This window comes from Kitasatospora sp. NPDC088346, from assembly GCF_044740765.1.
In the GTDB taxonomy this organism is placed as follows: domain Bacteria; phylum Actinomycetota; class Actinomycetes; order Streptomycetales; family Streptomycetaceae; genus Kitasatospora.
In genome coordinates, this window is record NZ_JBIURH010000009.1 from 124,235 (window position 1) to 149,983 (window position 25,749).

The window sequence follows — 25,749 nt, forward strand, 5'->3', positions numbered from 1 at the left end:
GAAAGGGATGGGTCATGCCACAGGTCACCTGGAAGGGCGTCATCACGTTCGGGCTGGTCAGCGTGCCCGTCCAGCTGTACGCGGCGACCGAGGAGCACAGCGGTCCGACCCTGCACCAGACGCACGCGAAGGACGGCTCGCGGATCCGGCTGAAGCGTTTCTGCGAGGCGGAGGGCGTCGAGGTCCCGTACGGCGAGGTGGTCAGGGGGTACGAGGCCCCCGACGGGCGCCGGGTGGTGCTGGAGGAGTCCGACCTGGCGGAGCTGCCGCTGCCCAGCAAGAAGATCATCGACGTGCTGGCCTTCGTCCCGGCCGACTCCATCGACCCGATGATGCTGGCCAGGGCCTACTACGTGTCGACCGCCGACAAGGCGCCCGCCAAGCCGTACGTACTGCTGCGCGACGCGCTGCTGGAGTCCGGGCAGATCGCCGTCACCAAGGTCACCATGCGGACCAGGGAGTCGCTGGCGGTGCTGCGGGTGCGCGGCGACGCGCTGGTGCTGCAGACCTGCCTGTGGCCGGACGAGGTCCGGTCGGCGGAGGGGTGCGCGCCGGACGAGTCGGTGGCGGTGCGGCCGCAGGAGCTGAGGATGGCCCGCTCGTTGATGGACACCCTGTCGGAGGACTTCGACCTGTCCGCGCTGCACGACGAGTACCAGCAGGCGCTGGAGCAGCTGATCGAGGCCAAGCTGTCCGGGGTGGAGACCCCGCACGGGGAGGAGCCGGCCGCGACGGCGGGCGCCGAGGTGATCGACCTGATGGCGGTGCTGCGCAGCAGCGTGAAGGCGGCCAAGGAGGTGCACGGCAGGGGCGCCGCGCCGGCGGAGGCGGCACCCGAGGGGGCCGCCGGGACGGGGGCTGCGACGACGACCACCGCGAAGAGCGCCGCGAAGCCGGCCGGGAAGGGCGGGGTGAAGAAGGGTCCGGCGAAGAAGGGCGCCACGAAGGCGGCGGCGTCGGCGGGGGCCGAGGCACCGGCGAAGAAGGCAACCGCCCGGCGGGCGGCGCCGCGCCGCGCTTCCTGAGGCGGCGAGCCGCTGCGGGCCGGCCGTGCGGGACCGGCCCGCGGCGGGGCGGGGCCGGTCAGGAGAGGAAGCGCACCGACCTCAGCAGCAGACGGTCGCTCAGCTGCCGGCCCGGCGCGAGCAGGTGGGTCGCGCCGGTGCAGTCCGCCTCCAGGTAGAGCACGGCCGGGGAGTCGGTGCGGTTGTCCGGGGCGAAGGCGGGCAGGCCGCGTCCGCTGCCGCCCTCGGGTACGCCGATGCAGACCCGGTCCGCCGGATCGACGAGTTCGCCGGTCGTCCGCAGGCCGAGCTCGTTGACGTAGGTGTACGCGAAGGTGCCCTGGGCGGCGACCGCATGGCCGGGGACGGACCACAGGAGGGCCAGGGCGGCTGCGGCGACAGCAGCGGTGGTGCGGATGCGCATGGCGGAGCGAGCTCTCTTTCCCGTCGGGACGAGGAGGACGGGATCACCCTAGAGCGGGACCAATCGGGTGAAACGGTTCTCCGCCCCGGGCCCGCGCGTGTCGGGCACCTCGCGCACCCGACCACCCGCCCGGGTACCCCGCGCACCCACCAGGACCCGGACAACCGGTACCGCGGTCAAGGGCGCGTTGCAGCGGGTCGAGGACATCGCGGCCTTCCGGCCGGGCCGCCTGAGGCTGGAGCGGACCCCGGGTCCCAAGCGCACGGGCGGCATGCCCCGGGGCCCACGAGGTGGCGCGTCGTCACGTCCTGCTCATCCGGTCCCAGGCGCTGAGCTGCTCGAAGAGGCGTCGGTCGCCGTCGAGCTTCAGGGAGTTGATCGGGATGCGGTCGTGCAGGATGAGGACCAGCTCACTGGCCGTGCCCCGAGCGGAGGCGGAGGCCGCGTCCGGGTCCTGGCCGGCAGCGGTGGCCGGCATGGTGCCGGGGCCGGGGAGGCGCGGTGGACGACGGCCTGCCGCTGCGGTCCAATCCCACCCGCATCCGCCAGCCCGAAGACGCGTTCCCCCACCCGAACGCCGAGACCCGCAGCCGACTGCCGTGATCGAGCGCTTGGCGCCAACGGCCGTACCGCGGATCCCCAGGGCCGAATACCGCCTGACGGCGCCTCGGCGCCCGTTCAGCCCGCGGCGGGGCGCAGCATCGCGAACTCCAGGCCGCGGTCGCTCTCCTCGTCGACGGGCTGCACCTCGCCCGTCCGGCCGAAGCCGTGCCGGGTGTACAGGCGCTCGGCGGGCGCGTTCGTCTCGGTGACCCAGAGCAGCACCTCCGGCAGGTCCAGCTCGGCGGCCCGCTCGACGGCGGCCCGGACCAGCTGGTCGCCGACGCCGAGGCCGCGGGCCGCGGGGTGCACCCACATCGAGACCAGCTCGGCCCGTCCGGGGCCCGCCGCGACGATGCCGGCCAGGCCGACCGTGCGGCCGTCGCGCTCGGCGACCAGGGTGTTGCGGGCCGACAGCCGGGTGCGCCAGACGTCCTCGGTGAAGGCCTGCTCGCGGGCCAGGGTCGAGCCGAACGCCTCGGGCGCGTCGGCGAGGGCGGCCAGCCGCACCTCGCGGTAGCCCGTCCACTCCTCGGCCGCGAGCCGTCGCACCACTGCTGTCGTCGTCATGGGCGCGACGATGCCACCCCCCGGCGAACGGGCGCAATCGGATTCCGCCGGGCGGCCGTCGTCGTTCAGGGCCGGGCCGGGCGGTCGGCGTCGAGCAGGGTCCAGAGGTCGGCCTCGTCCTGCTCGCTGAGCGCGAAGGCTGCGGCGAACAGCCGCAGGGTGGCGGCGGACAACTGCCGGCCGCCGAGCGCGCGGGAGACCCGGTCGCGCAGCGCCCGGGGCAGGGTCTCGCTCTCGGGGGCCTCGCCGTTGAGCCAGAGCCACTGGGCCAGCACCCGCGCGACGGCGGCCTGGTTGACCCGGTCGGGGGTGCCGCGGGTGACCTGGCGCAGCCACCGGATGCGGTACGGGCCGGGGCGGGCGAGCAGTTCGGCGAGGTGCTCGCCGGCGGGGCAGGGCTCGGCGGTCCGGGCGTCCATGGCCCTCCTGGGTCGGTGTCGGATGGTCCGGTTCAGTCGCGACACAAGCGCGACACTGCGGCCGTACTCTCGCGAGGTCCGCGCATTGGTCCAGACCATAGCGGAGCCGTCGGGCCGGCGCCACGAACCGTCAGCGCGCCCACGGCACAGCCGAGTTCACGCCGGGCGGCGGCCCGCCCGGGGAGCCGCACCTTGGAGACCGTCATCGCCCCCGTCGAGCACCCCCCGCTGACCGTCCCCGACCTGCTCGACGCCCGGGCCGCCGACCATCCCGACCGGGTCGCGCTCCAGGTGGTCGGCGGTGGCGCCGTCACCTACCGGCAGTGGCGCGATCAGGCGCTGCGTGCGGCCGCCGGGCTGGCCGGCGCCGGGGTCCGCCCCGGGCAGCGGGTCGTCCTGCGCTTCCCGAACGCCGCGTGGGAGCGGTACGCGGTGGCCTTCCTCGCCGTGCAGTACGCGGGCGGGGTGCCGGTGCCCGTCCGGGAGGACCTCACCGAGCAGGACGCGGCCCGGCTGGCCGCCCTCGCCGGGGCCGGCACCGTCCTGCGCGGCCCGGGGCTCACCGCACTGCCCGGCACCGCGGACCTGGTGCTGGACGCCCTGCTGGCGCGCCACCCGCAGGCCCCCGGCGCGGCGCCGCACCGGGTGGGCCCGCAGGACCCGGCCCAGGCGATCGGCACCTCGGGCACCACCGGCGACCCCAAGGGCGTGCTGGCCGCGCACGGCAACCTGACCGCCGGGCTGGTCCTGCGGCCCCGCCCGAGACCGTACGCGCACTCGCGGTACGCGCTGCACGCCTTCCCGATCGGCACCAACGCCGGGCAGGTGATGCTGCTCGGCGCGCTGACCGGCGCGCCGACCGTGCTGAGCCTGCCGCGGTTCGCGGCCGAGGAGTTCGGCGCGGCGGTCGAGGGGTTCGGCGTCGGCACGGTGTTCCTGGTCCCGTCGATGGCCGTGGAACTGCTCAACTCCGGTGTCGCGCGGCGGTACGACCTGTCCGGGGTGAAGCTGGTCAGCTCCTCCGCGGCCGCGCTGCCCGCGCCGGTCGCCGCCGCGCTGGGTGCCGCGCTGCCCGGTGCGACGCTGGTCAACACCTACACCTCCGCCGAGTCCTCCCCCGCGCAGGTCTCGGCGGTCGTGGACGCCCGCCGCCCGGGTTCGGTGGGCCGCCCGACCGACCCCGCGGACCTGCGGGTGCTCGACGGCACGGGCACGGCGGTCCCCGCCGGCGAGGTCGGCGAGGTGTGGCTGCGCCAGCCCGGCCCGGCCCGCAGCTACCTCGGCGGACCGGCCGGCGGACCGGCGGTGTTCCGGGACGGCTGGGTGCGGATGGGCGACCTGGGGCGGCTGGACGACGACGGGTACCTGTACCTCGTCGACCGGGAGAGCGACGTCGTCAAGTCCGGTGCGCTGAAGGTCTCCACGCTGCGGATCGAGGAGGTGCTGCACGAGCACCCGCAGGTCGCGGACGCGGCGGCGCTCGGCCTGCCGCACCCGGTGATGGGGGCCGTTCCGGTGGCCGCGGTGATCCCCGCGCCGGGCGGGGTGGACCTGGACGGCCTGCGGCTGTTCCTCGGCACCCGGCTGAGCCGGCCCGAACTGCCGGTCCGCATCCTGCTCGTGGACGACCTGCCGCGCAACCCGTCCGGCAAGGTGGTCAAGCACCGGCTGCGCCCGCTGTTCGAGCGGCCCGGCACGCCGGCCGGCCCCGCCGCTCCCCCGGCCACGCCCACCGAACTGCGGCTGGCCGCGATCTGGCGGCGACTGCTGGCACGGACCGTCACCGACGTGGCCGAGGAGTTCTTCGCGCTCGGCGGCGACTCCTTCCGGGCCGTCCAGCTGGCCGCCGCGATCACCGAGGAGTTCGCGGTGGCGGCCGGTACGGCGCTGGTCTTCGAACGACCCTCGCTGCGCGCCCAGGCCGCCTGGCTGGACGGGCCCGGGCGGCCGCCGGCCGCCCCCGCCGACGGCCCCGCCACGGCCGCCGTCAGCCCCTACCTGACCCGGCTGCGGGCCCAGCCGCACGACGTCCCGCTCAGCTCGCAGCAGGAGAACTTCCTCCGTTGGATGGCCGAGGCGCCCGGCCGGGACGCCGGCGCGGTGACCGCGCTGTTCCGGGTCCGGGACCGGCTGGAGCCCGAGACGCTCGGCCTGGCCCTCACCGAGGCCGTCCGCCGCCACCCGGCGCTGCGCACCCGTTTCGAGCCGGTGGCCGGGCAGCCGGGTGTGGTGCGCACCGTGCTGGACGAGCAGCCGAGCGCCCGGATCACCCTGCTGACGGCGCCCGGCGCGAGCGACGCCGAGGTCGACGCGCTGCTGATCGCCGAGCGGGACCGGCTGACCGACCTGGCCCGCGACCCGATGGCCCGGCTGCTGGTGGTCAGCCGCGGCGCCGAGGACCACGTGGTGCTGGTCGCCGTCCACCACATGGTCAGCGACGGCTGGTCGATCGGGGTGCTGCTGGCCGACCTCGGGGTGCTCTACTCCGCGCTGCGGCGCGGGCGGAGTGCGCCGCCGCCGCGGCCCGGCCTCGGCTACCGGGAGCTGGTGGAGTGGTCCAACGGGCACTGGCCGGCCTCCCGGGCGCACTTCGCGGCCGCGCTCGCCGGGGCGCCGGAGGCCGTGGAGCCGTTCGCCGGGCGCCGTCCGGTGGACGAAGTCCTCACCCGGGGGCACGAGTTCGCGCTGCCCGCCCAGCAGGCGGCCGCGCTGCGCGAGCGTGCCGCGGAGCTGGGCGCGACCCCGTTCCTGGCCGTGGCGGCGGCCTGGTCCGGTCTGCTCGCGGCCCGCAGCGGCCGGCCCGACCTGGTGCTGATGACCCCGGTTCCCGGACGCCCGCGGCCGGAGGCGGAGCGGGCGGTGGGGTGCTTCGTGCAGTCCCTGCTGCTGCGGGTCGACGCCTCCGGCGGGCCCGGCTTCGCCGAGTTGCTGGACCGGCTGCGCGGAGCGGCCACCGCGGCCCTGGACCACCAGCTGTACCCCTTCGCCGAGTTCAGCCCGGCGGCGCCGTTCGCGGCGTGGCTGCGGTACGAGGCCTGGGCGGCCCCCGCGCAGCTGCCTGGGCTGAGCTGCGGGCCGTGGGAGCTGCCGCGCGGCAGCACCGTCCCGTGGCCGCTGCCCGGCGGGGACCGCGGGGTGCCGGAGCTGACCGTGGTGGAGCAGCCGGACGGCGGTCTGCGGTGCTGGCTGCAGTACAACGCGCTGGCCTTCGAGGAGCCCGTGGTCGCGGCGCTGGCGGCGGACTTCGTGGCCGCTCTGGAGGCGGCCTGCGGCTGAGCCGACGCGTCCGCGCCCCTACCATCGCGGGATGACCACGGTGCTGGTGAACGGGCTCCCGGGCGCGGGGAAGACCACCCTCGCCCGGGCCCTCGCGCAGGAGTTGGGCCTTCCGCTGTTCAGCAAGGACGCGGTCAAGGAGACCCTGGCCGACACGCTCGGCCTGCGGCCCCCGCCCGGTTCCACCGCGCGCGGGTGGAGCAGCGCCCTGGGCCGTGCCGCCGCCGAGACGCTGTGGACGCTGCTGGGCGACGCGGCCGGCGGCGCCGTGCTGGAGAGTCCGTGGCTCGGGGACACCCGGCCCTTCGTGGTGGCCGGCCTCGCCCGGGCCGGGGCGCAGGACGTCCAGGAGGTCTGGTGCGATGTGCCGCCGCACATCGCGCGGCACCGGTGGGCCGCGCGGGCCGCGCACCGGCACCCGGTGCACCTCGACGACCTGCGGGACTCCGACGACCTGCGGGACTCCGACGAGCGCTGGGACGCCTGGAGCCGGACGGCCGAACCGCTGGCCCTCGGGACGGTGCACCGGGTCGACGCCACCCGCCCGGTGGACGCCGCGCTGCTGGCGCGGCGGATCAGGGCGGCGGCCGGGGGCGACCGGCCGGGGTAGCGCGACGCCGGGGCACCCGACCGGTTCGGACGGGTGCCCCGGCGCGGGGGTTCAGCGGCGGGCGCTGAGCGGCCGCAGGTCGGTCCAGACCTCGGCGACGCGGGCCAGGCACTCCTCGCGGCTTCCGCGGGTGCCCTCGGCGTGCCAGCCCGCGGGCGGCTCGCGGTGGGCGGGCCAGAGCGAGTACTGCTCCTCGTCGTTGACGACTACGGCGAACATGGTGTGCTCCTCGGGGGGGGTCGGTGGTTCAGGTGAGCCGGTCGGCGGCCTCGCCGTCGGAGAGGGCGTCGATCTCGGCGATCAGCAGGGCCTCCACCCGGTCCGCGAGCGTGGCCAGGACGGGGTTCTCGAAGACCTCGCGGACGGTGATCTCCAGCCCGGCCAACGCGCGGATCCGGGCGGCGACCCGGGTGACCCGCAGGGAGTCCCCGCCGAGCGCGAAGAAGTCGTCCAGGGCGCCCGCCTTCTCGACCCCGAGGACCTCCTGCCAGATGTCGGCGACCAGCAGCTCCGCGTCGGTGCGCGGCGCCAGGTACTCGCCCGCGGCGGCGGCCGGGCCCGGCACGGGCAGGGCGTCGAGGTCGGGCTTGCCGTTCGTGGTCAGTGGCAGCCGGTCGAGGACGGCGAGGCCGGCGGGGACCATGAAGGACGGCAGGCGTTCGGCGAGGTGCTCCAGCAGCTCGGGCACGCCGGGCGCCTCGCCGGGGGCGGGGACGGCGTAGCCGAGCAGCCGCTCGCCGCGGACCAGCACCACGGCGTGGGCGACCGCGGGGTGCGCCGCGAGCGCGTGCTCCACCTCGCCGGGTTCGATCCGGTAGCCGCGCAGCTTGACCTGGGTGTCGGTGCGGCCGAGGAAGTCGAGTTCGCCGTCCGGCCGGCGCCGGACCCGGTCTCCGGTGCGGTACATCCGGGCGCCGCCACCGGCGAACGGGTCGGGCAGGAAGCGGTCCGCGGTCAGGTCGGGCCGCCCGGCGTAGCCGCGGGCGAGGCCGGCGCCGGCCAGGAAGAGTTCGCCCTCGGTGCCGTCGGGCACCAGACCGAGGTACGGGTCGAGGACGTGGCAGCGGACCCCGGGCAGCGGGCGGCCGATCGGCGGGCGGCCCGCGCGGCCGTCCAGCTCGGCGCTGGTGGCGATCACGGTGGCCTCGGTGGGGCCGTAGGTGTTGACCAGCCGGATCCGCCGGCCGTGGCGGGCGTGCCAGCGCTCCAGCGGAGCCGGTTCCACGGCCGATCCGCCGAGCACCACCAGCCGCAGGGCGGGCGGCCAGGCGAACTGATCCTCCAGCAGGACCAGTTCGTGCCAGTAGGCGGTCGGCAGGTCCAGCACGGTGACCTCGGCGCCGGCCGGGCCGCTCAGCAGGTCCGGTAGGGTGCGGCCGCCGCCGGGCAGCAGTACGACGCAGGCGCCGGCGGCGAGCGCGGGCCAGAGCTCCTCGGCGTGGGTGTCGAAACCGACGGAGGCGAACTGGACGATCCGGTCCCCCGGGCCGAGGCCGTAGCCCTCGCCGGCCATCCAGTCGATCCGGTCGGCGAGGGCGCCGTGCTCGACCACGACGCCCTTGGGGCGGCCGGTGGAGCCGGAGGTGAACAGCACGTACGCCGGATCGCCCGCCGCGCCGCCCGGCAGCGGTCCGGGCGGCGCGGCCCCGGGCTCCCCGGCGGGCACGGTGAGCCGCGGCAGGCCGAGCTCCGGGAAGTCGCCGTCGGCGAGCAGCAGGGCGGCGTCCGCGTCCTGGACCTGCTGGCGGAGCCGCTCGACCGGGTGGGCCGGGTCCAGCGGGAGGTAGGCGCCGCCGGCCTTCCAGATCGCCAGCAGGGCGGTGACCAGCTCGTAGGAGGGCGCGATCCGGACGGCGGCGACCCGGCCGGCGAGCGGGCCGATCCGCTCGGCCAGCAGCGAGGAGCGGCGGTCGAGTTCGGCGTAGCCGAGGGTGGTGTCGCCGAGCGCGAGTGCGGGGGCTTCCGGGTGGCGGGCGACCTGCTCGGCGAAGCGTTCCAGCAGGGTGCGGCGGACGGCGGGCAGGGCCGGGCCGGTGCCGCGGGCGAGCAGTTCGGCGCGCTCGCGGTCGTCGAGCAGCCAGTCCCCGTACGCGGGGGTGAGGGGGTCTGCGGCGGCGCGGGCCAGCAGGGCGCGGTAGCGGCCGGCCAGCCGCTCGACGGTGCGGCGGTCGAACAGCTCCAGGTCGTAGGAGAAGGAGCAGGTCAGCCCGGTCCCGGTGCGCCAGTTGTCGAGCAGCAGGGCGGCCTTGGCGCGGGCGAACCCGGAGTCCAGCGGCGCCAGTTCGACACCGTCGGGGAGTTCGGCGTCCGCGCCTCCCCGCTCGGTCTGGCTCTGCAGCACGAACAGGGTGGTGAACGGCAGCCCGCCGGCCGGGGCGCCGAGGTCGGCGGCCAGGCGTTCCAGGGGGACGTCCTGGTGGCTCAGGGCCGCCATGGTGGCGGCCCTGACCCGGCGCAGCACCGTCCGGAAGTCCGGTTCGCCGCGCAGGTCGGCGCGGATCACGGCGGTCCGGGTGAAGGAGCCGATCAGGGCCTCGTGCGCGACCTCGTTGCGGCCGGCGAGCGGGGTGCCGACGGTGAAGTCCTGCTGCCCGCTCCAGCGGCCGAGCAGGATCTGGTACGCGGCGAGCAGCACCATGAACGGGGTGCAGCGCTCCTCGCGGGCCAGCCGGTCGACGGCCCCGGTCAGCTCGGGGCCGAGCCCGAGGTCGGTGAACCCGGCCGGGTGGGCGGGGCGTTCGGGACGCGGACGGTCGGTGGGCAGCCGCAGCAGCTCGGTGCCGGCCAGCCGGGCCTGCCAGTGGGCGTACGCCTGCTCGGCCTCGTCCGGGCCCAGCCGGGCCTGCTCCGCGCGGGCGTGGTCGCCGTACTGGAGCGGGAGGTCGGCCGGCTCGCCGCCGCGGTAGCGGTCCAGCAGCTCCCGGTGGAGCAGTGCGGCGGACCAGCCGTCGGCGGCGATGTGGTGCAGCACCAGGCACAGGGCGTGGTCCTGTTCCCCCGCGCGGACCAGGACGGCGCGCAGCGGCGCCTCGGCGGCCAGGTCGAAGGGGGCGTTGACGTACGGGGCGACGGCCGCGGTGAGCTCGGCCTCGCCCGCGCCGGCGGGCAGCTCGCGCAGCACGAGCGGGACGGGCGCCGGCGGGTGGACGACCTGGCGGGGCTCCCCGTCCACCACGGTGAAGCGGGTGCGCAGGATGTCGTGCCGGGCGGCGATTCCGTCGAGGGCGGTGCGCAGCCGCGGCAGGTCGAGCGGGCCGAGCCAGCGGTGGGCGAGGTAGAGGTGGTAGCCGGTGTCGTCGGGGTCGAGCTGCTGGAGGAACCAGAGCCGGCGCTGGTCGACGGTCAGCGGGTGGGTGGTCGGTTCAGCGGTCATGGGCCACCTCGTCCTTCGTACGGGCTTGCAGGGTCTCCAGGCCGACCAGGTCGTCGGACACGGCGTCCGGGACCTCGTCGTCGAACCGGGCGAGCACCGGGATCCGCAGGCAGACCAGCGCCAGCAGGGCCATGGCGAGGCCGAACAGCAGGTAGACCAGGCCGATGCCGCGGCCCGCGCCGGTGCCGATGACCCGGCCGACGGTGGCGGCGAGTGCGCCGTGCTCCTCCATCAGGGGCTGCAGCAGGCCGGGCGCGAGCGGGGCGACCACCGCGAAGCCGATCGGCAGGGTGGACCAGGCGACCATGGTGTTGACCGCGATGATCCGGCCGTGGAAGCGCAGCGGCACCTTGGTCTGGACGATGGTGGCGTAGGTGCCGTTGAGCAGGGCCAGGCCGAGCGTCATGCCGAACGCGCCGAGCGCGACCAGCGGCAGGGCCGGGCGCAGGCCGGTCAGGACGCAGGCGGCGGCCAGTCCCAGGGTGGCGAACATGACGCCGCGCAGCCGTTCGCGGCGCGGGCCGCCCCAGATCAGCAGGGTGAGGCCGCCGGCCACGGCTCCGGCGCCGGCCGCCATGGCGACCCAGCCGGTGGCGGGCAGGTCGGCGAAGGAGAGCACCAGCGGGGTGGTGAGCAGGAACAGCGGCGAGAGGAAGACGTTGAGGACGGCGAAGAAGACCAGCATCGCCCGGAAGTGCCGGCTGCCCAGCGAGCGCCGGAAGCCGGCCCTGATCTCCTCGACCACGCTCTCCCGGCGGCGCCACGCCATGGCCTGCGGGAAACGCACGGCGAGCGTGATGCCGACGGCGGCCGCGTAACTGGCCACGTCCAGGACGAGGATTCCGCCGAGGCCGATGGCGGCGAGCAGGCCGACCGCGAACAGCGGGACGAGGAACTGGGCGAAGCCGAGCGCCATCTGCACGATGCCGTTGGCTCGGCCGAGATAGCGCTTGGGGACCAGCTGCGGCACGGCCGAGCCCCAGGCGAAGCGCTGGAAGGCGAGGGCGAGGGAGAGCAGCGCGATCAGCACGTAGGCGTGCCCGACCCGCAGCCCGCCGGTCAGGTGGAGGACCAGCAGGACGGCCTGGGTGGCACCGGCGGCGAGGTCCCCGGCGAGCATCACCCGGCGCCGGTCGCCGCGGTCGACGACGGCGCCGGCCAGCGGGGCGGCCAGGATGCCGGGGACGAGGGCGCAGGCGGCGAGCAGGCCGAGGTCGGCGAGCGAGCCGGTCCGCAGGTAGACCCAGATCGGCAGCGCGAACTCGGTGAGCGCCGAGCCGATCATCGACAGCTGCTGACCGGTGGCGACGGCCAGGAACCGGCCGAGACCGGGCCGTACGGCCGGTTCGGCGGCGTCGGGCCGTACGGGTTCGGGCGAGCGGGACACCCCCTCCAACCACCAGGTGGCAGCCGGGGTGCGGGCGTGCTCGTCCTCGGTGCCGGCCGCGATCGCGGGGTGGACCCGGGTGAGGACGGTGGCGAGCTCCCGGGCGCGGTACTTGAGGAAGAAGTGCCCGGCCTCGTCGAGCACCACCACGCCGGTGGTGTCGCTGAGCCGGTGCCACTCGCGGTAGCGCTCCTGGTAGAACTCGGTGGCGGGGTCGCGTTCGCCGGCGATCGCGATGACCGGCGCCCGCAGCCGTCCGCCGTCGGTGCGGAACAGCTCGCCGAAGTAGCGTTCCGCCTCCTTGGTGCCGACCCGGCGGTTGCGGACGATCAGGCCGAGCTGCTCGGGGGTGAAGTCCTCGACGTCGAGGCCGGCCGCGGTGAGCGCGTTGACCATGTCCTGGTCGCTGCGCAGCCGGTCGACCAGCGCGCCGAAGCGCTCGGAGAGGGCGGCGCCGCGGCCCTCGGGCCGGGCGAACGGGAAGATCCCGCCGAGGTGCACGGCCGACACCTCGCGCCCGGCGGCCTCCAGCCGCCGGGCCACCTCGACGATCAGCATCACGCCGAGCCCGCAGTGGCCGTAGAGCACGATCCGGCCCTCGACGCCGGCCAGGATCTCCGCGGCGGTCTCGGCCGCGACCTCGTCGAACGGCCGGGCCTGCTCGCCGAGTTCGTGGCCGGGGACGGCGAGCGAGTGCAGCGCCCAGTCGTCCGGGAGGGCGTCGGCGAGCGGCTTGTAGATCAGTGCGCTGCCTCCGCCGTAGGGGGCGCAGACGATCGAGCCGGTGGTGCGGGTGCGCGCCGGGGTGAGGCGGTGCAGCAGCCGGCGCGGGCCGCGCTCCTCGGCCGAGGAGCCGAGCAGGCCGGCCAGGGCGCGCACCGTGGGGTGCTGGAAGAGGTCCATGACGCCCAGTCCGGCGGCCTGTTCGGGCCGGGCGCGGCGAAGCCGGGCGACCACCTGGGTGGCGAGCAGGGAGTGGCCGCCGAGTTCGAAGAAGTCGTCCAGGGCGCCGACCCGTTCGACGTCGAGCAGGTCGGCCCAGAGGTCGGCGACGAGCCGTTCGCTCTCGCCGTCCGGCTCCTGGTACTCCGCGGTGCCGAGCGGGCCGTCCTCCGGGACGGGCAGGGCGGCCCGGTCGACCTTGCCATGGGCGAGCAGCGGCAGCCGGTCCAGGACCACCCAGCGGGCCGGGACCATGTAGTCCGGCAGGGTGTCCAGCAGGAGGGCGCGCAGCTCGGCGGCGGTGGGCGGGTCACTCGCGCCGGGCCACTCCAGGTAGCCGACGAGCTGCTGCCTGACGCCTTCGCCGCGGGCGAGCACGACGGCCTGGGCGATGCCGGGGACGGCGGTCAGCGCGGCCTCGATCTCGCCGGGCTCGACCCGGTAGCCGCGGACCTTGATCTGGTGGTCGGCGCGGCCGAGGAACTCCAGTTCGCCGCCGGGCCGGTGGCGGACGAGGTCGCCGGTGCGGTACATCCGGGCACCGGGCTCGGGGGTGAACGGGTCGGGCAGGAACCGGTCGGCGGTCAGGTCGGGCCGGCCGAGGTAGCCGCGGGCCAGCCGGTCGCCGCCCAGGTGCAGTTCGCCCACGGCGCCGGGCGGGACGGGCCGCAGCCGCTCGTCGAGGACGTAGCAGCGGGCGCCAGCGAGCGGACGGCCGATCGGGGTCGAGCCGTGGGCGGGCGCCGGGCCGTCCGCCCGGACCTCGTGCACGGTGGCGCCGACGGTCGCCTCGGTGGGCCCGTAGTGGTTGAAGACGGCGCACCGGCCCAGCGCGGCGAGGCCGTGGGCCCAGGCCGCGGAGGAAGCTTCGCCGCCGAGCACCAGCGCCCGGCGGGGCAGCAGCCGTTCGGCGGGGGCGTCGGCGGTCAGCGCGGCCAGGTGGGACGGGGTCATCTTCAGGTAGTCGATGCCCAGCTCGGCCATCCGTACGGCGAGTTCGGCGCCCGAGATCCGCCGCGGCAGCAGGTGGATCCGGCCGCCGGTGGACAGTCCGAGGTAGAGCATGGTGAGGCTGAAGTCGAAGGCGAGGGACTGCAGCAGCGCGTACGAGCGGCCCGGTTCGATCCGCAGCCGTTCGCCCGCGCCCGCCAGGTAGTTGAGGATCTGCCGGTGCTGGACGGCGACGCCCTTGGGGCGGCCGGTGGAGCCGGAGGTGTAGATGACGTAGGCGAGGTCGTCGGGGCCGGCCCGCTCGGGGAGCGGGTCGCCGCCCGCGGCGGCGTCGGCGGCGGTGTCCGGAGCCAGCACCGGTCCGGCGAATCCGGGGGCCCGGCCGGCGAGCACCGGGTCGGCGACCAGCACCGCGGCGCCGGCGTCGGAGAGCAGGAACTCCACCCGGCCGACCGGCTGTTCGGGGTCGACGGGAAGGTATCCGGCGCCGGCCTTGAGGGTGCCGATCATGGCGACGGCCAGCTCCGGCGACTGCTCCAGGCAGATGCCGACGACCGCGCCCGGCCCGATGCCCAGGGCGATCAGCCGCCGTGCGAAGCCGGTGGCCCGGCGCTCCAGTTCGGCGTAGGTCAGGGTCTGCTCGTCCGGAGCCCGTGCGTTCAGGGTCAGGGCCGGCGCGTCCGGGGTCAGCGCGGCGGCGCGGGCGAGCAGTTCGGTGAGGGTGGCCGGGCCGCCGGCCGGCAGGGCGGGGCCGGCCGCCCGGTCGGCCAGCGAGGCCTCCTCGCCCTCCGCGAGCACCGGCAGCGCGCCCACCGGGCGGTCGGGGTCGGCCAGCGCGGTGCGCAGCAGGACCTCGAAGCGCTCGGCCAGCCGCTCGACGGTGGTGTGGTCGAACAGGTCGGTGCGGTAGGTGAACAGGCCGTACAGACCGCCGTCGGCCTCGTCGCGCAGGTAGAGCGCGAGGTCGTGGTGGGTGGTGGTGGCCCGGTAGCCGAAGCCCTCCGAGCGCGGCGGGCCCATCGGCCCGGCCGGGGCCGCCCGCTCGCCGTAGTTCTGGAAGGCGAAGGTGGTCTGGAAGACGGCGGCCCGGCTGACGTCGCGCTCGACCGCGAGGTCGCCGACGATCTGCTCGAAGGGCACCTCCTGGTGGGCGTACGCGTCCAGGCTCCGTTCCCGGACGGTGTCGACCAGGCGGCCGAAGGGCAGGTCGGGCGCGAGGCGGGCCCGGATCGGCAGCATGTTGACGAAGATGCCGACCAGCGGTTCGAGTTCGCGGTGCAGCCGGCCCGCGACCGGCGAGCCGACCGCGAAGTCCCACTGCCCGGTGTGCCGGGCCAGCAGCGCCTGGTACGCGGCCATCAGCACCATGTAGCGGGAGGCGCCGTGCGCGCGGGCGAGCTCGGTGATCCGCGCGGAGAGGTCGGCGTCCCAGCGGAACTCGTGCGCGGCGCCGGCGAAGCCGAAGACCGGCGGCCGGGGGCGGTCGGCGGGCAGGTCGAGCGCCGGGACGCCGGCCAGCTCGGTGCGCCAGTGCGCGCGGGAGGCGGCCAGCGTGCCGTCGGCGATCCGCTCGCGCTGCCAGGCGGCGTAGTCGCCGTACTGCAGCTCGGGCTCGGACAGGCCGTGCGGGGTGCCGTCCGCGTGGTGCGCGTAGAGGGCGTCCAGTTCGCGCTGGAGCAGGTCGATCGACCAGCCGTCGCAGACGATGTGGTGCAGGACCAGCGCCAGCACGTGCTCCTGCTCGGCGAGGCGCACCAGCAGGACCCGCAGCAGCGGGCCGCCCGCCAGGTCGAACGGCTCGGCGAGGAGCGTTTCGACGGCCTCCGCGGCCCGCCGGTCGGGGTTCCCGTCCGCGGTCGCGTCCAGGTACCGGGCGGTGAACGGCGCCGGCTCGGCGACCAGGGCGTACGCGGTGCCGTCCGCGGTGGCGGGGAAGGCCGTGCGCAGGCTCTCGTGCCGGGCCAGCAGGTCGGTGAGCGCGGCGTCCAGGGCCCGGCGGTCGTAGCGGCCGTGGATGCGGCGGGCGGGGCCAGCGCGTACGCGGTCGAGCCGGGGGTGAGCTGCTCCATGAACCACAGCCGTTCCTGGCTGCTGGAGAGCGGCGCCGGCGCCCCTGCGGGCCTGGGGTGCACGGTCCTGGCGGGGCCTCGGGCGCCGCGCAGCCGCTGCGCCAGCAGGGCCCGCTTGGCGTCGGACCAGCCCGTGGTCAGGGGCTGGGTTTCGGTCATCGTCGTCCTGTTCGGGATCGGGGAGGCGCGCCGCGCGGGCGCGCCGGGCGAGTGGGCGGGCGCGGTCAGCGCGGGCGGGCCACGGCCTCGGCGATGCCGGCCACGGTCGGGGTGTCGAAGAAGACGTCGAAGTCGACCTCGACGCCGAGGGACTCGCGGATCCGCGAGGAGATCCGGATGATCGTCAGGGAGTGCCCGCCCAGGTCGAAGAGGTCCTCCTGCGGGCCGACCGCGGGCAGGCCGAGCACCTCCGCCCAGATCGCGCAGAGGGTCGCGGTGAGCCCGTCCCCGGGGCCCGCGGGTCCGGCGGCGGCCTCGTCAGCGGCCCCGGCGGCGGGCAGGGCAGGCGGGGCGGGCAGGGCCCGGCGGTCCAGCTTGCCGTTCGGGGTGAGCGGCAGGCGCTCCAGCGGGACGAACCGCGCGGGCACCATCGCCGCGGGCAGGGTGCGCCGCAGGTGGTCCCGCAGGCCGGCCGGCTCGGCCGCACCGACCAGGTAGCCGACCAGCCGGGGTTCGCCGTCGGCGTCCGGGTGGACGGCGACGGCGGCCTCGGTGACCTCCGGGTGGTCCAGCAGGGCCGACTCGATCTCGCCGAGCTCGATCCGGTGGCCGCGGATCTTCACCTGCTGGTCGATCCGGCCGAGGTACTCCAGGTCGCCGTCGCCCGTCCGGACGACCAGGTCGCCGGTGCGGTAGAGCCGGCCGCCGGGCGGACCGAACGGGTCGGGGACGAACCGGTCGGCGGTCAGCCCGGGCCGGCCCAGGTAGCCGGACGCCAGGCCGTCGCCGCCGAGCAGCAGTTCGCCGGGCAGGCCGACGGGCACCGGGCGCAGCCCCGCGTCCAGGACGTACGCCCGCGTGTTGGCGAGCGGGCGGCCGATACCGATCCGGTGCGGCCCGGCCGGGATCTCGGCGCAGGTCGACCAGACGGTGGTCTCGGTCGGGCCGTAGACGTTGAGCAGCCGCCCCACCACGGCCCGCAGCTCCCGGGCCAGCGGGAGCGGCAGCGCCTCGCCGCCGGCCAGCGCGGTCAGCCCGGTGGGGCCGGGCGCGGCGGCGAGCAGGACCCGCCAGCCCGAGGGCGTCGCCTGGGCGTGCGTGACGCCCTCGGCGGCGATCAGCCGGAGCAGGCCCGGCCCGTCGACGGCCAGGCCGTCCGGGGCCAGCACCAGGCGGCCGCCGGTGGTCAACGGGAGGAACAGCTCCAGGGCGGAGATGTCGAACGAGAGCGAGGTCAGGCCCAGCCAGACGTGCCCCGGGCCGGAGTCCAGCCGGTCGGCGAAGGAGGCCAGCAGGTTGACCAGTGCCCGGTGTCCGACCACCACGCCTTTGGGGCGGCCGGTGGAGCCCGAGGTGTACAGCACGTAGGCGGTGTCGCCGGGCGCGGGAGGCGCGGGGAGGTCGCCGGCGCCACCCGGGTGCCGGAGGTCGCCGAGGTCCCGGAGATGGCCGAGGTCCCGGAGGTCGAGCACCGCGGGTGCGGCGGCGGCGAGTTCGGCGGCCGGGGGGAGGTCGGTGAGCAGCAGCGCGGCGCCGGAGTCGGCGAGGACGTGGGCGAGCCGCTCTGCCGGGTAGGCCGGGTCGAGCGGGAGGTAGGCGGCGCCGGCCCGGAGCACCGCGAGCAGCGCGACCGGCAGCGCCGCGGTGCGGTCGAGGTGGACGGCGACCAGGTCGCCGGCGCCGATGCCGCGGGCCCGCAGCACGGACGCGAGCACGCCGGAGCGTTCGACGAGGGTGCGGTAGTCGAGGCTGCCGTCGGCCGCGGTGACGGCGACGGCGTCCGGGGTGTGCCGGGCCTGCCGTTCGACCAGGTCGACCACGGTCCGGTCGGCGGGGTACCCGGCGGCGGTGCCGTTCCAGCCCTCGACGACCGCGTGCCGCTCGGCCTCGCCGAGCAACGGGAGTTCGGCGAGCGGGCGTTCGGGGTCGGCGACGGCCGCGTCCAGCAGGGTGGCGAAGTGCTCGGCGATCCGCCGGGCGGCGTCCGGGGGGAGTACGGCCGGGTCGTACTGGAGGGCGATCAGCGCCCGGTCCGGTCCGTCCACCACCTGGAGGTTGAGGGTGCTCCGGGCCGCGTGGTTGAACACCGCCCAGTCCACGGTCGCGCAGGAGCCGTCGAAGACCGGGTCGGCTCCGCGCCTGCGGTAGCTCAGCGTGACCGGGGTCAGGCCCACCCGGGGGGTCAGCCCGCGGACCGCGGTGCCGAACGGCACGGTGCGGAAGCGGTACACGGCCCGCAGCCGGGCGCGTACGGCCCGGGCGAAGGCGGCGATCCCGGTGGTGTCCTGGTCCACGGCCGGGGCGGGCAGCGGGAGTTCGTTGACGTACAGGCCGACGGCCGTCCGCTGCGCCGGGCCCCGGGTGGAGAGCGGTACGGCGATCGAGGCGCCCTCGTTGCCGTAGCGCAGCAGCAGGGCGTGCGCCGCGGCCAGCAGCAGTTCGAAGACGCTCACTCCGGCGGTCTCGGCGGCCCGGCGCAGCGCGCGGTGCTCCACCGGGCCGAGCAGCCGCTCGACGCTCTCGCCCAGCGGCTCCCCGGTGCCGCCCGGCCCCGCCGGCCGGCCGACCCCGGGCAGCGCGGTCTCGGCCCGGTCCGTCCAACGCTGCGCGTACCAGTCGGAGGCCTCCCGGACCAGGGCCGGGTCGGGTTCGGCGGGCGCCTGCGGCGCGCCGGTGCCAGTGCCGGTGCCGGTGCCGGTGCCGGTCGGCCAGAAGGGGGCGTGACCGGCCAGCCGGGCGTTGTAGGCGGTGGCGAGGTCGGCCAGCAGGATGTCCTTGGAGGTGCCGTCGAACACCGCGTGGTGGGCTACCGTCAGCAACTCGGCCCGGCCGTCGGGACGGTGGAACAGGGTGGCGCGGGCCAGCGGTCCGGACGCGGTCCACAGCGGTCGGGCGATCTCGGACTCCAGCCGCTTCGCGAAGTCCTCGGCGCCCGCGCCGACCGCGTCGACCACGGCCAGCGAGGGGCGCTCGTCGGCGGTGCGCAGGTGCGGCGCGCCGTCCTGCTCGACCAGCGTGCAGCAGAGCGCCGGGTGGCGGTCGAGCACGTCCTCCCAGGCGCGGCCGAGGGCCGCCGGGTCGATCCGGTCGAAGGCCGTGCGCACCGGCATGTGGTAGTTCCGGCCGGCCAGACCGAGGCGTTCGGTCAGCCAGACACCCTGCTGGGCGGCCCCGGCCGGGGCGGACGGGCGGGCCGCGTTCTGTTCAGGCATCGCTGCTCACTTCGGGTGGTGGGTGCTGCGGGGAGCGAGGAGCCGTGGTCGGTCGGGGGTCGGCCACGACGGGGCGGGAGGCGACCTTCCGGGGGCGGGCGCCGCGCGCCGTCCCGGCCGCCGGACGGTCGACGGAGCCGGCGGCCACGGCCGGACGGCCGGGACGCGGTGATTCACATCAGTTCAGATTGGTCCAGACCTGCGGAGAGACTGGCATAGACCAAAGAGGCCGTCAAGGGCCGCCCCACCTGCCCTGACGGTCAGTAACTCAGCATGTCCAGAGCAAACTTGACGGTCCGAACGGCCTCACGCCACCCCTCCCCCGCGCGGGCCCGGCTCCGCACACGGACCACCTCGTCCACCGAAGCCGACCGCCCAACCCGCGCGCCCCGGGCAGCGGTGACGGCGGCGGCCCCGGCCGCCCGGGGCGGGCGGCCGGGGCCGTGGGCCGGGTGGCGGCGGGTGACGGTCGGTCCGGGACGGCGCCCCGGCCGGGCACCGCACCGGTCACGGCGTCCCGCCCACCGGTTCACTCCCGACCGGCGGATCCCTCCCCCGCCCACCACACGGCGGGCCGTCCGCCGGCCGCCCACCGGCGCGCCGCGGCGCCCGCGAGCACCACCAGCAGCGCCGCGCCGTACGCGAGCGGCTGGGACCCGGCGCCGAGGTACAGCACCGCCCCCGCGCCCGGCACGGCCAGCCACTCCCAGCGGCCGTCCAGCCCGACCAGCGCCACCACCAGCAGGCCGTACCAGGGGTAGTTCGGCGCGGCCAGCAGCAGGGCCGTCCCGGTCACCGGCAGCGCACCGCGCCACGGCCCGGCCGGGTCGCCCCGGCGCAGCACGTGGAGCACCACGGCGAGCAGCACCAGGGCCGCCGCGTACGGCGCGAGAGCGGACGGCAGCAGGAGGCGCAGCAGGCCGAACCGTTCGACGTCGGCCCGGTCGTAGCCCTCCTCGCGCAGGTACCCGGGCAGGTAGCCGAGCACGCCCGTGCCGGACAGCGCGAGGTACGGCAGGTAGGCGAGCGCGACGGTGGCCAGGGCCACCCCCGGCAGCAGCAGGTCGCGCGGGCGGGGGCGGCGCGCCAGCACCCCGGAGAGCGCGCCCGGCAGGGCCAGCACCGGGACGAGCTTGACCGCGATCGCGGCTCCGAACAGCACCCCGCCCGCCGCCCGCCGGCCGCGGACCGCCACGAGCAGCCCGGCGACCAGCAGCAGGGCGCCCAGGGCGTCCACGTGGGCGTCGTTGACCGCCCAGAGGGCGACCCCCGGGCACCAGCCCCAGAGCGCGGCCCGCACCGGCCGCCGGCGGGTCAGCAGCAGGCCGGTGGTCGCGACGGCGAGCAGGGCGCCGCCGAGCTGGACGGTCCGGACCCCGCCGCCGAACGCGTGCAGGCCGAGGAACCAGCCCTCCGCCACCGGCGGGTAGAGGGTGGGTACGGCGGGGCGGTTGATCCGGCTGCACTGCCCGGCGGCCGTCCGCCGCTCGTCCCAGCCGGTGCACGGCGCGGCGGGCGGGAAGAGGTCCGGGGACCGGGTGCGCAGGCCGGCCAGCGCGGGGTCGTCGGGCGCGTACCGGTAGGGCGAGAGGCCGGCCGCCTGCACCCGGCCGTCCCAGACGTAGCGGTAGGCGTCGTCGCTGGTCCGGGGCGGTGCGAGCAGCCCGGTGGCGGCGACGGCGAGGCTGCCCGCCAGCACCAGGGCGGCCGCCCGGCGGGCCGGCACCCGGCGGAGCAGGGCGACGGCGAGCCCGAAGAGCAGCAGGTCGGCGAGGTACCAGCCGTACAGCGGGCCGGGCCGGCCGAGGGTGCCGCCGGCGGTGACGGTACCGGCGAGGGCACCCACCAGGGCGAGCAGGGCGGCGGACGGGAGGAGGAGTGGGGGCACCCGGCCACCCTGCCACCGGGCCGCCGCCCGCGGCCGGGGCGCGCGAGGGTCGTTCGAGTTCCGTAAGGCCCGGGCACGGCCCCGGCCCGGATCGCGAAACGCCCTGACGCCCGTCGCGACACGCCCGGGAGCGGGCGCCGGCCGCCGACCGCGGCGGGACGGCGGGGCGGGCGGGCGCGGACCGCGCTAGGTTCGGACCGGAGGGCGGATCCCGGCCCGTGCCGACGCCGCGCGGGGCGGTCCCGGCGACTCGATGCGGGGGTGGGTGTCGGGGAGGGGCCGTCAGGAGATATCTTGACATCAAGACGTTCTAGACGTGAAGCGGAGCACCGGTGACTGACTCGACCATCATTTACACGCACACTGACGAGGCCCCGGCCCTGGCAACGTATTCGTTCCTGCCTGTGGTCCAGGCGTACGCCTCGACGGCCGGTGTCAACGTGGAGACGCGTGACATCTCCCTCGCCGGTCGCATCATCGCGAGCTTCCCCGAGCGTCTGGAGGAGGGCCAGCGCATCGAGGACGCCCTCGCCGAGCTCGGCGAGCTCGCCAAGACCCCCGGCGCGAACATCATCAAGCTGCCGAACATCTCGGCCTCCATCCCGCAGCTGAAGGCCGCCGTCGCGGAGCTCCAGCAGCAGGGCTACGCGCTGCCGGACTACCCGGACGACCCGAAGTCGGACGAGGAGCGCGACATCCGCGCCCGCTACGACCGGGTCAAGGGCAGCGCCGTCAACCCGGTGCTCCGCGAGGGCAACTCCGACCGCCGCGCGCCGCTGTCGGTGAAGAACTACGCCAAGGCGCACCCGCACCGGATGGGCGCCTGGACCCCCGAGTCCAAGACCAACGTCGCCACCATGGGCGCCGACGACTTCCGCTCCACCGAGAAGTCCGCGGTGATCGCCGAGGCCGGTTCGCTGCGCATCGAGCTGGCGGCCGAGGACGGCGGCACCACCGTGCTGCGCGAGTCGGTCAAGGTCCTCGCCGGCGAGGTCGTGGACGCCTCCGTCATGCGCGTCGCCGCGCTGCGCGAGTTCCTGGCGGCCCAGGTCGCCCGCGCCAAGGCCGAGGGCGTGCTGTTCTCGGTGCACCTCAAGGCCACCATGATGAAGGTCTCCGACCCGATCGTCTTCGGCCACGTGGTGCGCGCCTTCTTCCCGAAGACCTTCGCCGCGTACGGCGAGGTGCTCGCCGCCGCCGGCCTGAGCCCGAACGACGGCCTGGGCACCATCCTGAACGGCCTGGACGCGCTGCCCCAGGGCGCCGAGATCAAGGCGTCCTTCGACGCCGAGATCGCCGAGGGCCCGGCCCTCGCGATGGTCGACTCGGACCGCGGCATCACCAACCTGCACGTGCCGAGCGACGTCATCGTGGACGCCTCGATGCCGGCCATGATCCGCACCTCCGGCCACATGTGGGGCCCGGACGGCAAGGAGGCCGACACCCTGGCCGTCCTGCCGGACAGCAGCTACTCCGGCGTGTACCAGGTCGTCGTCGACGACTGCCGCGCCAACGGCGCCTTCGACCCGGCCACCATGGGCTCGGTGCCCAACGTCGGTCTGATGGCGCAGAAGGCCGAGGAGTACGGCAGCCACGACAAGACCTTCGAGATCGCCGCCGCCGGCACCGTGCGCGTGCTCGACGCCGAGGGCAACGCCGTCCTGGAGCAGCCCGTCGCGGCCGGCGACATCTTCCGGATGTGCCAGACCAAGGACCTGCCGATCCAGGACTGGGTCAAGCTCGCCGTCTCCCGCGCCCGCGCGACCGGCAACCCGGCCGTGTTCTGGCTGGACGAGAACCGTGCCCACGACGCCGTGCTGATCGGCAAGGTCCGCGGCTACCTCGCCGAGCACGACACCGAGGGCCTGCAGATCGAGATCCTCTCCCCGGTCGAGGCGACCGCGTTCTCCCTGGAGCGCATCCGCCGCGGCGAGGACACCATCTCGGTCACCGGCAACGTGCTGCGCGACTACCTGACCGACCTGTTCCCGATCCTGGAGCTCGGCACCAGCGCCAAGATGCTGTCGGTCGTCCCGCTGATGAACGGCGGCGGCCTGTTCGAGACCGGCGCCGGTGGCTCCGCGCCCAAGCACGTGCAGCAGTTGGTCAAGGAGAACTACCTGCGCTGGGACAGCCTCGGCGAGTTCCTCGCGCTGGCGGTCAGCTTCGAGCACCTCGCGCAGACCACGGGCAACGCGCGCGCCCAGGTGCTCGCCGACACCCTCGACCGGGCGACCGGCACCTTCCTCAACGAGGACAAGTCGCCCAGCCGCCGCCTCGGCGGCATCGACAACCGCGGCAGCCACTTCTACCTGGCCATGTACTGGGCCCAGGAGCTGGCGCAGCAGAGCGACGACGCCCAGCTCGCGGAGGCGTTCGCGGCCCTGGCCAAGACGCTGTCCGAGCAGGAGCAGACGATCGTCGCCGAGCTGATCGCGGTCCAGGGCTCGCCCGCCGAGATCGGCGGCTACTACCAGCCCGACCCGGCGAAGGCGGCCGCCGTCATGCGCCCGTCGGCCACCTTCAACGAGGCCGTCGCCACCCTCGCCTGACGAGGTCCGCGACGACACCGCACGCAGGACGGGAGGGGTTCCCGGGCTCACCGGCCCGGGGGCCCCTCCCGCGTCCGTCCGTGGTGCTGCGGTTCCGGGACGGGCGTAGCGTCCAGGTATGGGCGATGTACGGACCGGCCGGTGACCGGCGGCGGCCCGCGCCGTGCGCCGCACGGCCGGGGCGTGCCGTGACGGTCGAGCGGGACGCGCCGGCCGACCGCGACGAGCGGCTGGACGCGGCGCTGACGTCGATCGTCCGCCGGTGCGGTGCCTCCGCGGGCGGGATCTACCTGCTCCCCGCCACCGAGCCGGTGCTGCACCTGGCGGTGCTGCGGGGCATGCCCGCCGAGTTCATCACCCCGTGGATCCGCGTCCCGCTCACCGCCCCGCTGCCCGTCACCGAGGCCGTCCGCGACCGCCGGCTGATCTGGTGCGGCAGCCAGCAGGATTTCGCCCGGCGCTACCCGCGGGCCGCGCTGGCCTTCCCGTACCACTTCGCGCTGGCCGCCGCCCCGGTCCGCCGCCGGGAGCGCCTCCTCGGCGCGTTGCTGCTGCTGTGGCCGGGCGACCACCCGGCCCGGGCCAGCCGCCGCGAGCAGGACCTGATCGCGGCGGCCTGCGACGAGCTGGGACGGCTGCTGGCCGAGGCCGACCTGGCCGGGCACCCGGTCACGCCGCCCTCCCGGCCCCGGGTGCTGCCCGTCCGGCTGCCCACCGCCGCGCTGCCCGCCGACGCCGCCAGCGCCTTCGCCGAACGGCTGCCCGGCGGCAGCTGCGCGCTCGACCTCAACGGCCGGATCACCTACCTCAGCTCCGGCGCGTGCGCCCTGCTCGGCGCCCGGCGCGAGCGGCTGATCGGCGCGCTGCCGTGGCAGGCGCTGCCCTGGCTGGACGGCCCGGAGTACGAGGACCGCTACCGCGCGGCGGTCGTCACCCGCCGGCCCACCGAGTTCACCGCCCTGCGCCCGCCCGGCCGCTGGCTGTCGTTCCGGCTGTACCCCGACTCCGACGGCACCAGCATCCGGATCACCCCGGCCGGCCGGGGGCCCGCACCCGATCCCACCTCGACCCGGCCGCAGCCACCGCCCGCCTCCCGGGCGGGCCAGCTGTACCAGATCATGCACCTGGCGGCCGCCCTCACCGAGGCGGTCAGCGTCAACGACGTGATCGACCTGGTGGCCGCGCAGATCCTGCCGGCCTTCGACGCCCAGGGGCTGGCCCTGCTCTCCGCCGACGCCGGGCGGCTGCACGTGACCGGGTACCGCGGCTATCCGCGGGAGGCCATCGAGCGCTTCAACGACACCCCGCTGCGCGCGCACCAGACGCCCACCGTGGACGCCCTCACCTCCGGGCTGCCGGGCTTCTTCGGCTCCCCGCAGGAGCTGGTCCGGGTCTATCCGGACGTCCCGCTGGTCACCGGGAAGCAGGCCTGGGCCGTCCTGCCGCTGATCACCTCGGGCCGGCCGGTGGGCTGCTGCCTGCTCGCGTACGACCAGCCGCACCGGTTCGCCGTGGACGAGCGCACCGTGCTGACCTCGCTGGCCGGCCTGCTCGCGCAGGCGCTGGAGCGCGCCCGCCTGTACGACGCCAAGCTCGGGCTCGCCCGCGAACTCCAGCAGGCGCTGCTGCCGCACACCCTGCCTCCGGTGCCCGGGCTGGAGATCGCCTCCCGCTACTCGCCGGCGACCCGGGGCATGGACGTCGGCGGCGACTTCTACGACGTCATCCGGCTCGGCGAGGGCGCGGCGGCGGCGGTGATCGGCGACGTGCAGGGGCACAACGCCTCGGCCGCAGCGCTGATGGGCCAGGTCCGCACGGCCGTGCACGCGGCTTCGGGCGCCCCGCCCGACCAGGTCCTGGCCCGCGCCAACCGGCTGCTGTGCGACCTGGACCCGGGTCTGTTCACCACCTGCCTCTACGTCCACCTGGACCTGGAGGGCGGGCGGGCGCTGCTCGCCGACGCCGGGCACCCGCCCCCGCTGCTGCGCGCCCCGGGCCGGCGGACCCGCGCCGTCGACCTGGTGCCCGGGCCGCCGCTGGGCATCGACCCGGACGCCCGCTACCCGGTCGCCGAGATCCCGCTCGTCCCCGGGACCCTGCTGCTGCTCTACACGGACGGCCTGGTGGAGAGCCCCGGCGTCGAGATCGACCACGCCATCGCCGCCGTCGCCGAGCAGGTGGACCGCGCCGAGGACGCCGAGCCGGACCGGATCACGGACGAACTGGTCGGCCGGGCCAGGGCGGCCGGCGAACGGGCCGACGACATCGCCACCCTGCTGCTGCGGGTGACCGGGGCCGGCTGAGCGCGGACCC

14 protein-coding genes are annotated in these 25,749 nt (G+C 76.2%); 5 read left to right on the top strand and 9 right to left on the bottom strand.

What is annotated here, in order from left to right; translation table 11 throughout:
• Positions 1 to 14: 14 nt before the first annotated feature.
• Positions 15 to 1,025, top strand: a complete 1,011-nt coding sequence (locus ACIOFR_RS15180; protein WP_400996700.1) for a Ku protein — start codon at positions 15 to 17, stop codon at positions 1,023 to 1,025.
• Positions 1,026 to 1,083: 58 nt separating this feature from the next.
• On the opposite strand, the gene ACIOFR_RS15185 is transcribed toward ACIOFR_RS15180, so the two are convergent.
• The 4 genes from ACIOFR_RS15185 to ACIOFR_RS15200 all read right to left on the bottom strand — a co-directional run bounded on the left by ACIOFR_RS15185 (position 1,084) and on the right by ACIOFR_RS15200 (position 3,017).
• The gene (locus ACIOFR_RS15185) at positions 1,084 to 1,428 is read right to left on the bottom strand and encodes a hypothetical protein (RefSeq protein WP_400996702.1); all 345 of its coding nucleotides are present in this window, start codon (positions 1,426 to 1,428) and stop codon (positions 1,084 to 1,086) included.
• A gap of 301 nt (positions 1,429 to 1,729) precedes the next feature.
• Entirely contained in the window at positions 1,730 to 1,906 is a 177-nt protein-coding gene (locus tag ACIOFR_RS15190) for a hypothetical protein (protein WP_400996705.1), read from the bottom strand.
• A gap of 200 nt (positions 1,907 to 2,106) precedes the next feature.
• Entirely contained in the window at positions 2,107 to 2,598 is a 492-nt protein-coding gene (locus ACIOFR_RS15195) for a GNAT family N-acetyltransferase (RefSeq protein WP_400996707.1), read from the bottom strand.
• 65 nt (positions 2,599 to 2,663) lie between these two features.
• Positions 2,664 to 3,017: a hypothetical protein gene (locus ACIOFR_RS15200; RefSeq protein ID WP_400996710.1), complete on the bottom strand. Its 354-nt coding sequence runs from the start codon at positions 3,015 to 3,017 to the stop codon at positions 2,664 to 2,666.
• Between the two features lie 192 nt (positions 3,018 to 3,209).
• Between ACIOFR_RS15200 and ACIOFR_RS15205 the strand changes: the two genes are divergently transcribed.
• Positions 3,210 to 6,293, top strand: a complete 3,084-nt coding sequence (locus ACIOFR_RS15205) for an AMP-binding protein (RefSeq protein ID WP_400996712.1) — start codon at positions 3,210 to 3,212, stop codon at positions 6,291 to 6,293.
• Between the two features lie 31 nt (positions 6,294 to 6,324).
• The gene (locus ACIOFR_RS15210) at positions 6,325 to 6,903 is read left to right on the top strand and encodes an AAA family ATPase (RefSeq protein ID WP_400996714.1); all 579 of its coding nucleotides are present in this window, start codon (positions 6,325 to 6,327) and stop codon (positions 6,901 to 6,903) included.
• Between the two features lie 51 nt (positions 6,904 to 6,954).
• On the opposite strand, the gene ACIOFR_RS15215 is transcribed toward ACIOFR_RS15210, so the two are convergent.
• The 5 genes from ACIOFR_RS15215 to ACIOFR_RS15235 form a co-directional block, all read right to left on the bottom strand.
• Positions 6,955 to 7,122 carry an MbtH family protein gene (locus tag ACIOFR_RS15215; protein ID WP_400996717.1) on the bottom strand — a complete coding sequence of 56 codons (168 nt, stop codon included), beginning with the start codon at positions 7,120 to 7,122 and terminating at the stop codon, positions 6,955 to 6,957.
• Between the two features lie 28 nt (positions 7,123 to 7,150).
• On the bottom strand, positions 7,151 to 10,276 hold the full coding sequence (locus ACIOFR_RS15220) for an amino acid adenylation domain-containing protein (RefSeq protein WP_400996720.1): 3,126 nt from the start codon (positions 10,274 to 10,276) through the stop codon (positions 7,151 to 7,153).
• On the bottom strand, positions 10,266 to 15,632 hold the full coding sequence (locus ACIOFR_RS15225; RefSeq protein ID WP_400996723.1) for an amino acid adenylation domain-containing protein: 5,367 nt from the start codon (positions 15,630 to 15,632) through the stop codon (positions 10,266 to 10,268). Before ACIOFR_RS15225 ends, ACIOFR_RS15220 begins: the two co-directional genes overlap by 11 nt.
• Positions 15,633 to 15,849: 217 nt before the next feature.
• The gene (locus tag ACIOFR_RS15230; RefSeq protein ID WP_400996725.1) at positions 15,850 to 18,996 is read right to left on the bottom strand and encodes an amino acid adenylation domain-containing protein; all 3,147 of its coding nucleotides are present in this window, start codon (positions 18,994 to 18,996) and stop codon (positions 15,850 to 15,852) included.
• Between the two features lie 529 nt (positions 18,997 to 19,525).
• Positions 19,526 to 20,884 (bottom strand): hypothetical protein, encoded by a 1,359-nt coding sequence (locus ACIOFR_RS15235; protein ID WP_400996728.1) that lies wholly within the window; start codon positions 20,882 to 20,884, stop codon positions 19,526 to 19,528.
• Between the two features lie 332 nt (positions 20,885 to 21,216).
• Here ACIOFR_RS15235 and ACIOFR_RS15240 point away from each other — a divergent pair, with 332 nt between their 5' ends.
• A complete protein-coding gene (locus ACIOFR_RS15240) occupies positions 21,217 to 23,436 on the top strand; it encodes an NADP-dependent isocitrate dehydrogenase (protein ID WP_400996731.1) in 2,220 nt (739 codons plus the stop codon).
• 125 nt (positions 23,437 to 23,561) lie between these two features.
• Positions 23,562 to 25,739 (top strand): SpoIIE family protein phosphatase, encoded by a 2,178-nt coding sequence (locus tag ACIOFR_RS15245; protein WP_400996733.1) that lies wholly within the window; start codon positions 23,562 to 23,564, stop codon positions 25,737 to 25,739.
• Positions 25,740 to 25,749: the final 10 nt, after the last annotated feature.

Bases quoted from the DNA above. Each gene is read 5' to 3' on its own strand.
- ACIOFR_RS15180 (WP_400996700.1), top strand. From the start codon at position 15: ATGCCACAGGTCACCTGGAAGGGCGTCATCACGTTCGGGCTGGTCAGC.
- ACIOFR_RS15185 (WP_400996702.1), bottom strand. From the start codon at position 1,428: ATGCGCATCCGCACCACCGCTGCTGTCGCCGCAGCCGCCCTGGCCCTC.
- ACIOFR_RS15190 (WP_400996705.1), bottom strand. From the start codon at position 1,906: ATGCCGGCCACCGCTGCCGGCCAGGACCCGGACGCGGCCTCCGCCTCC.
- ACIOFR_RS15195 (WP_400996707.1), bottom strand. From the start codon at position 2,598: ATGACGACGACAGCAGTGGTGCGACGGCTCGCGGCCGAGGAGTGGACG.
- ACIOFR_RS15200 (WP_400996710.1), bottom strand. From the start codon at position 3,017: ATGGACGCCCGGACCGCCGAGCCCTGCCCCGCCGGCGAGCACCTCGCC.
- ACIOFR_RS15210 (WP_400996714.1), top strand. From the start codon at position 6,325: ATGACCACGGTGCTGGTGAACGGGCTCCCGGGCGCGGGGAAGACCACC.
- ACIOFR_RS15215 (WP_400996717.1), bottom strand. From the start codon at position 7,122: ATGTTCGCCGTAGTCGTCAACGACGAGGAGCAGTACTCGCTCTGGCCC.
- ACIOFR_RS15220 (WP_400996720.1), bottom strand. From the start codon at position 10,276: ATGACCGCTGAACCGACCACCCACCCGCTGACCGTCGACCAGCGCCGG.
- ACIOFR_RS15230 (WP_400996725.1), bottom strand. From the start codon at position 18,996: ATGCCTGAACAGAACGCGGCCCGCCCGTCCGCCCCGGCCGGGGCCGCC.
- ACIOFR_RS15245 (WP_400996733.1), top strand. From the start codon at position 23,562: ATGTACGGACCGGCCGGTGACCGGCGGCGGCCCGCGCCGTGCGCCGCA.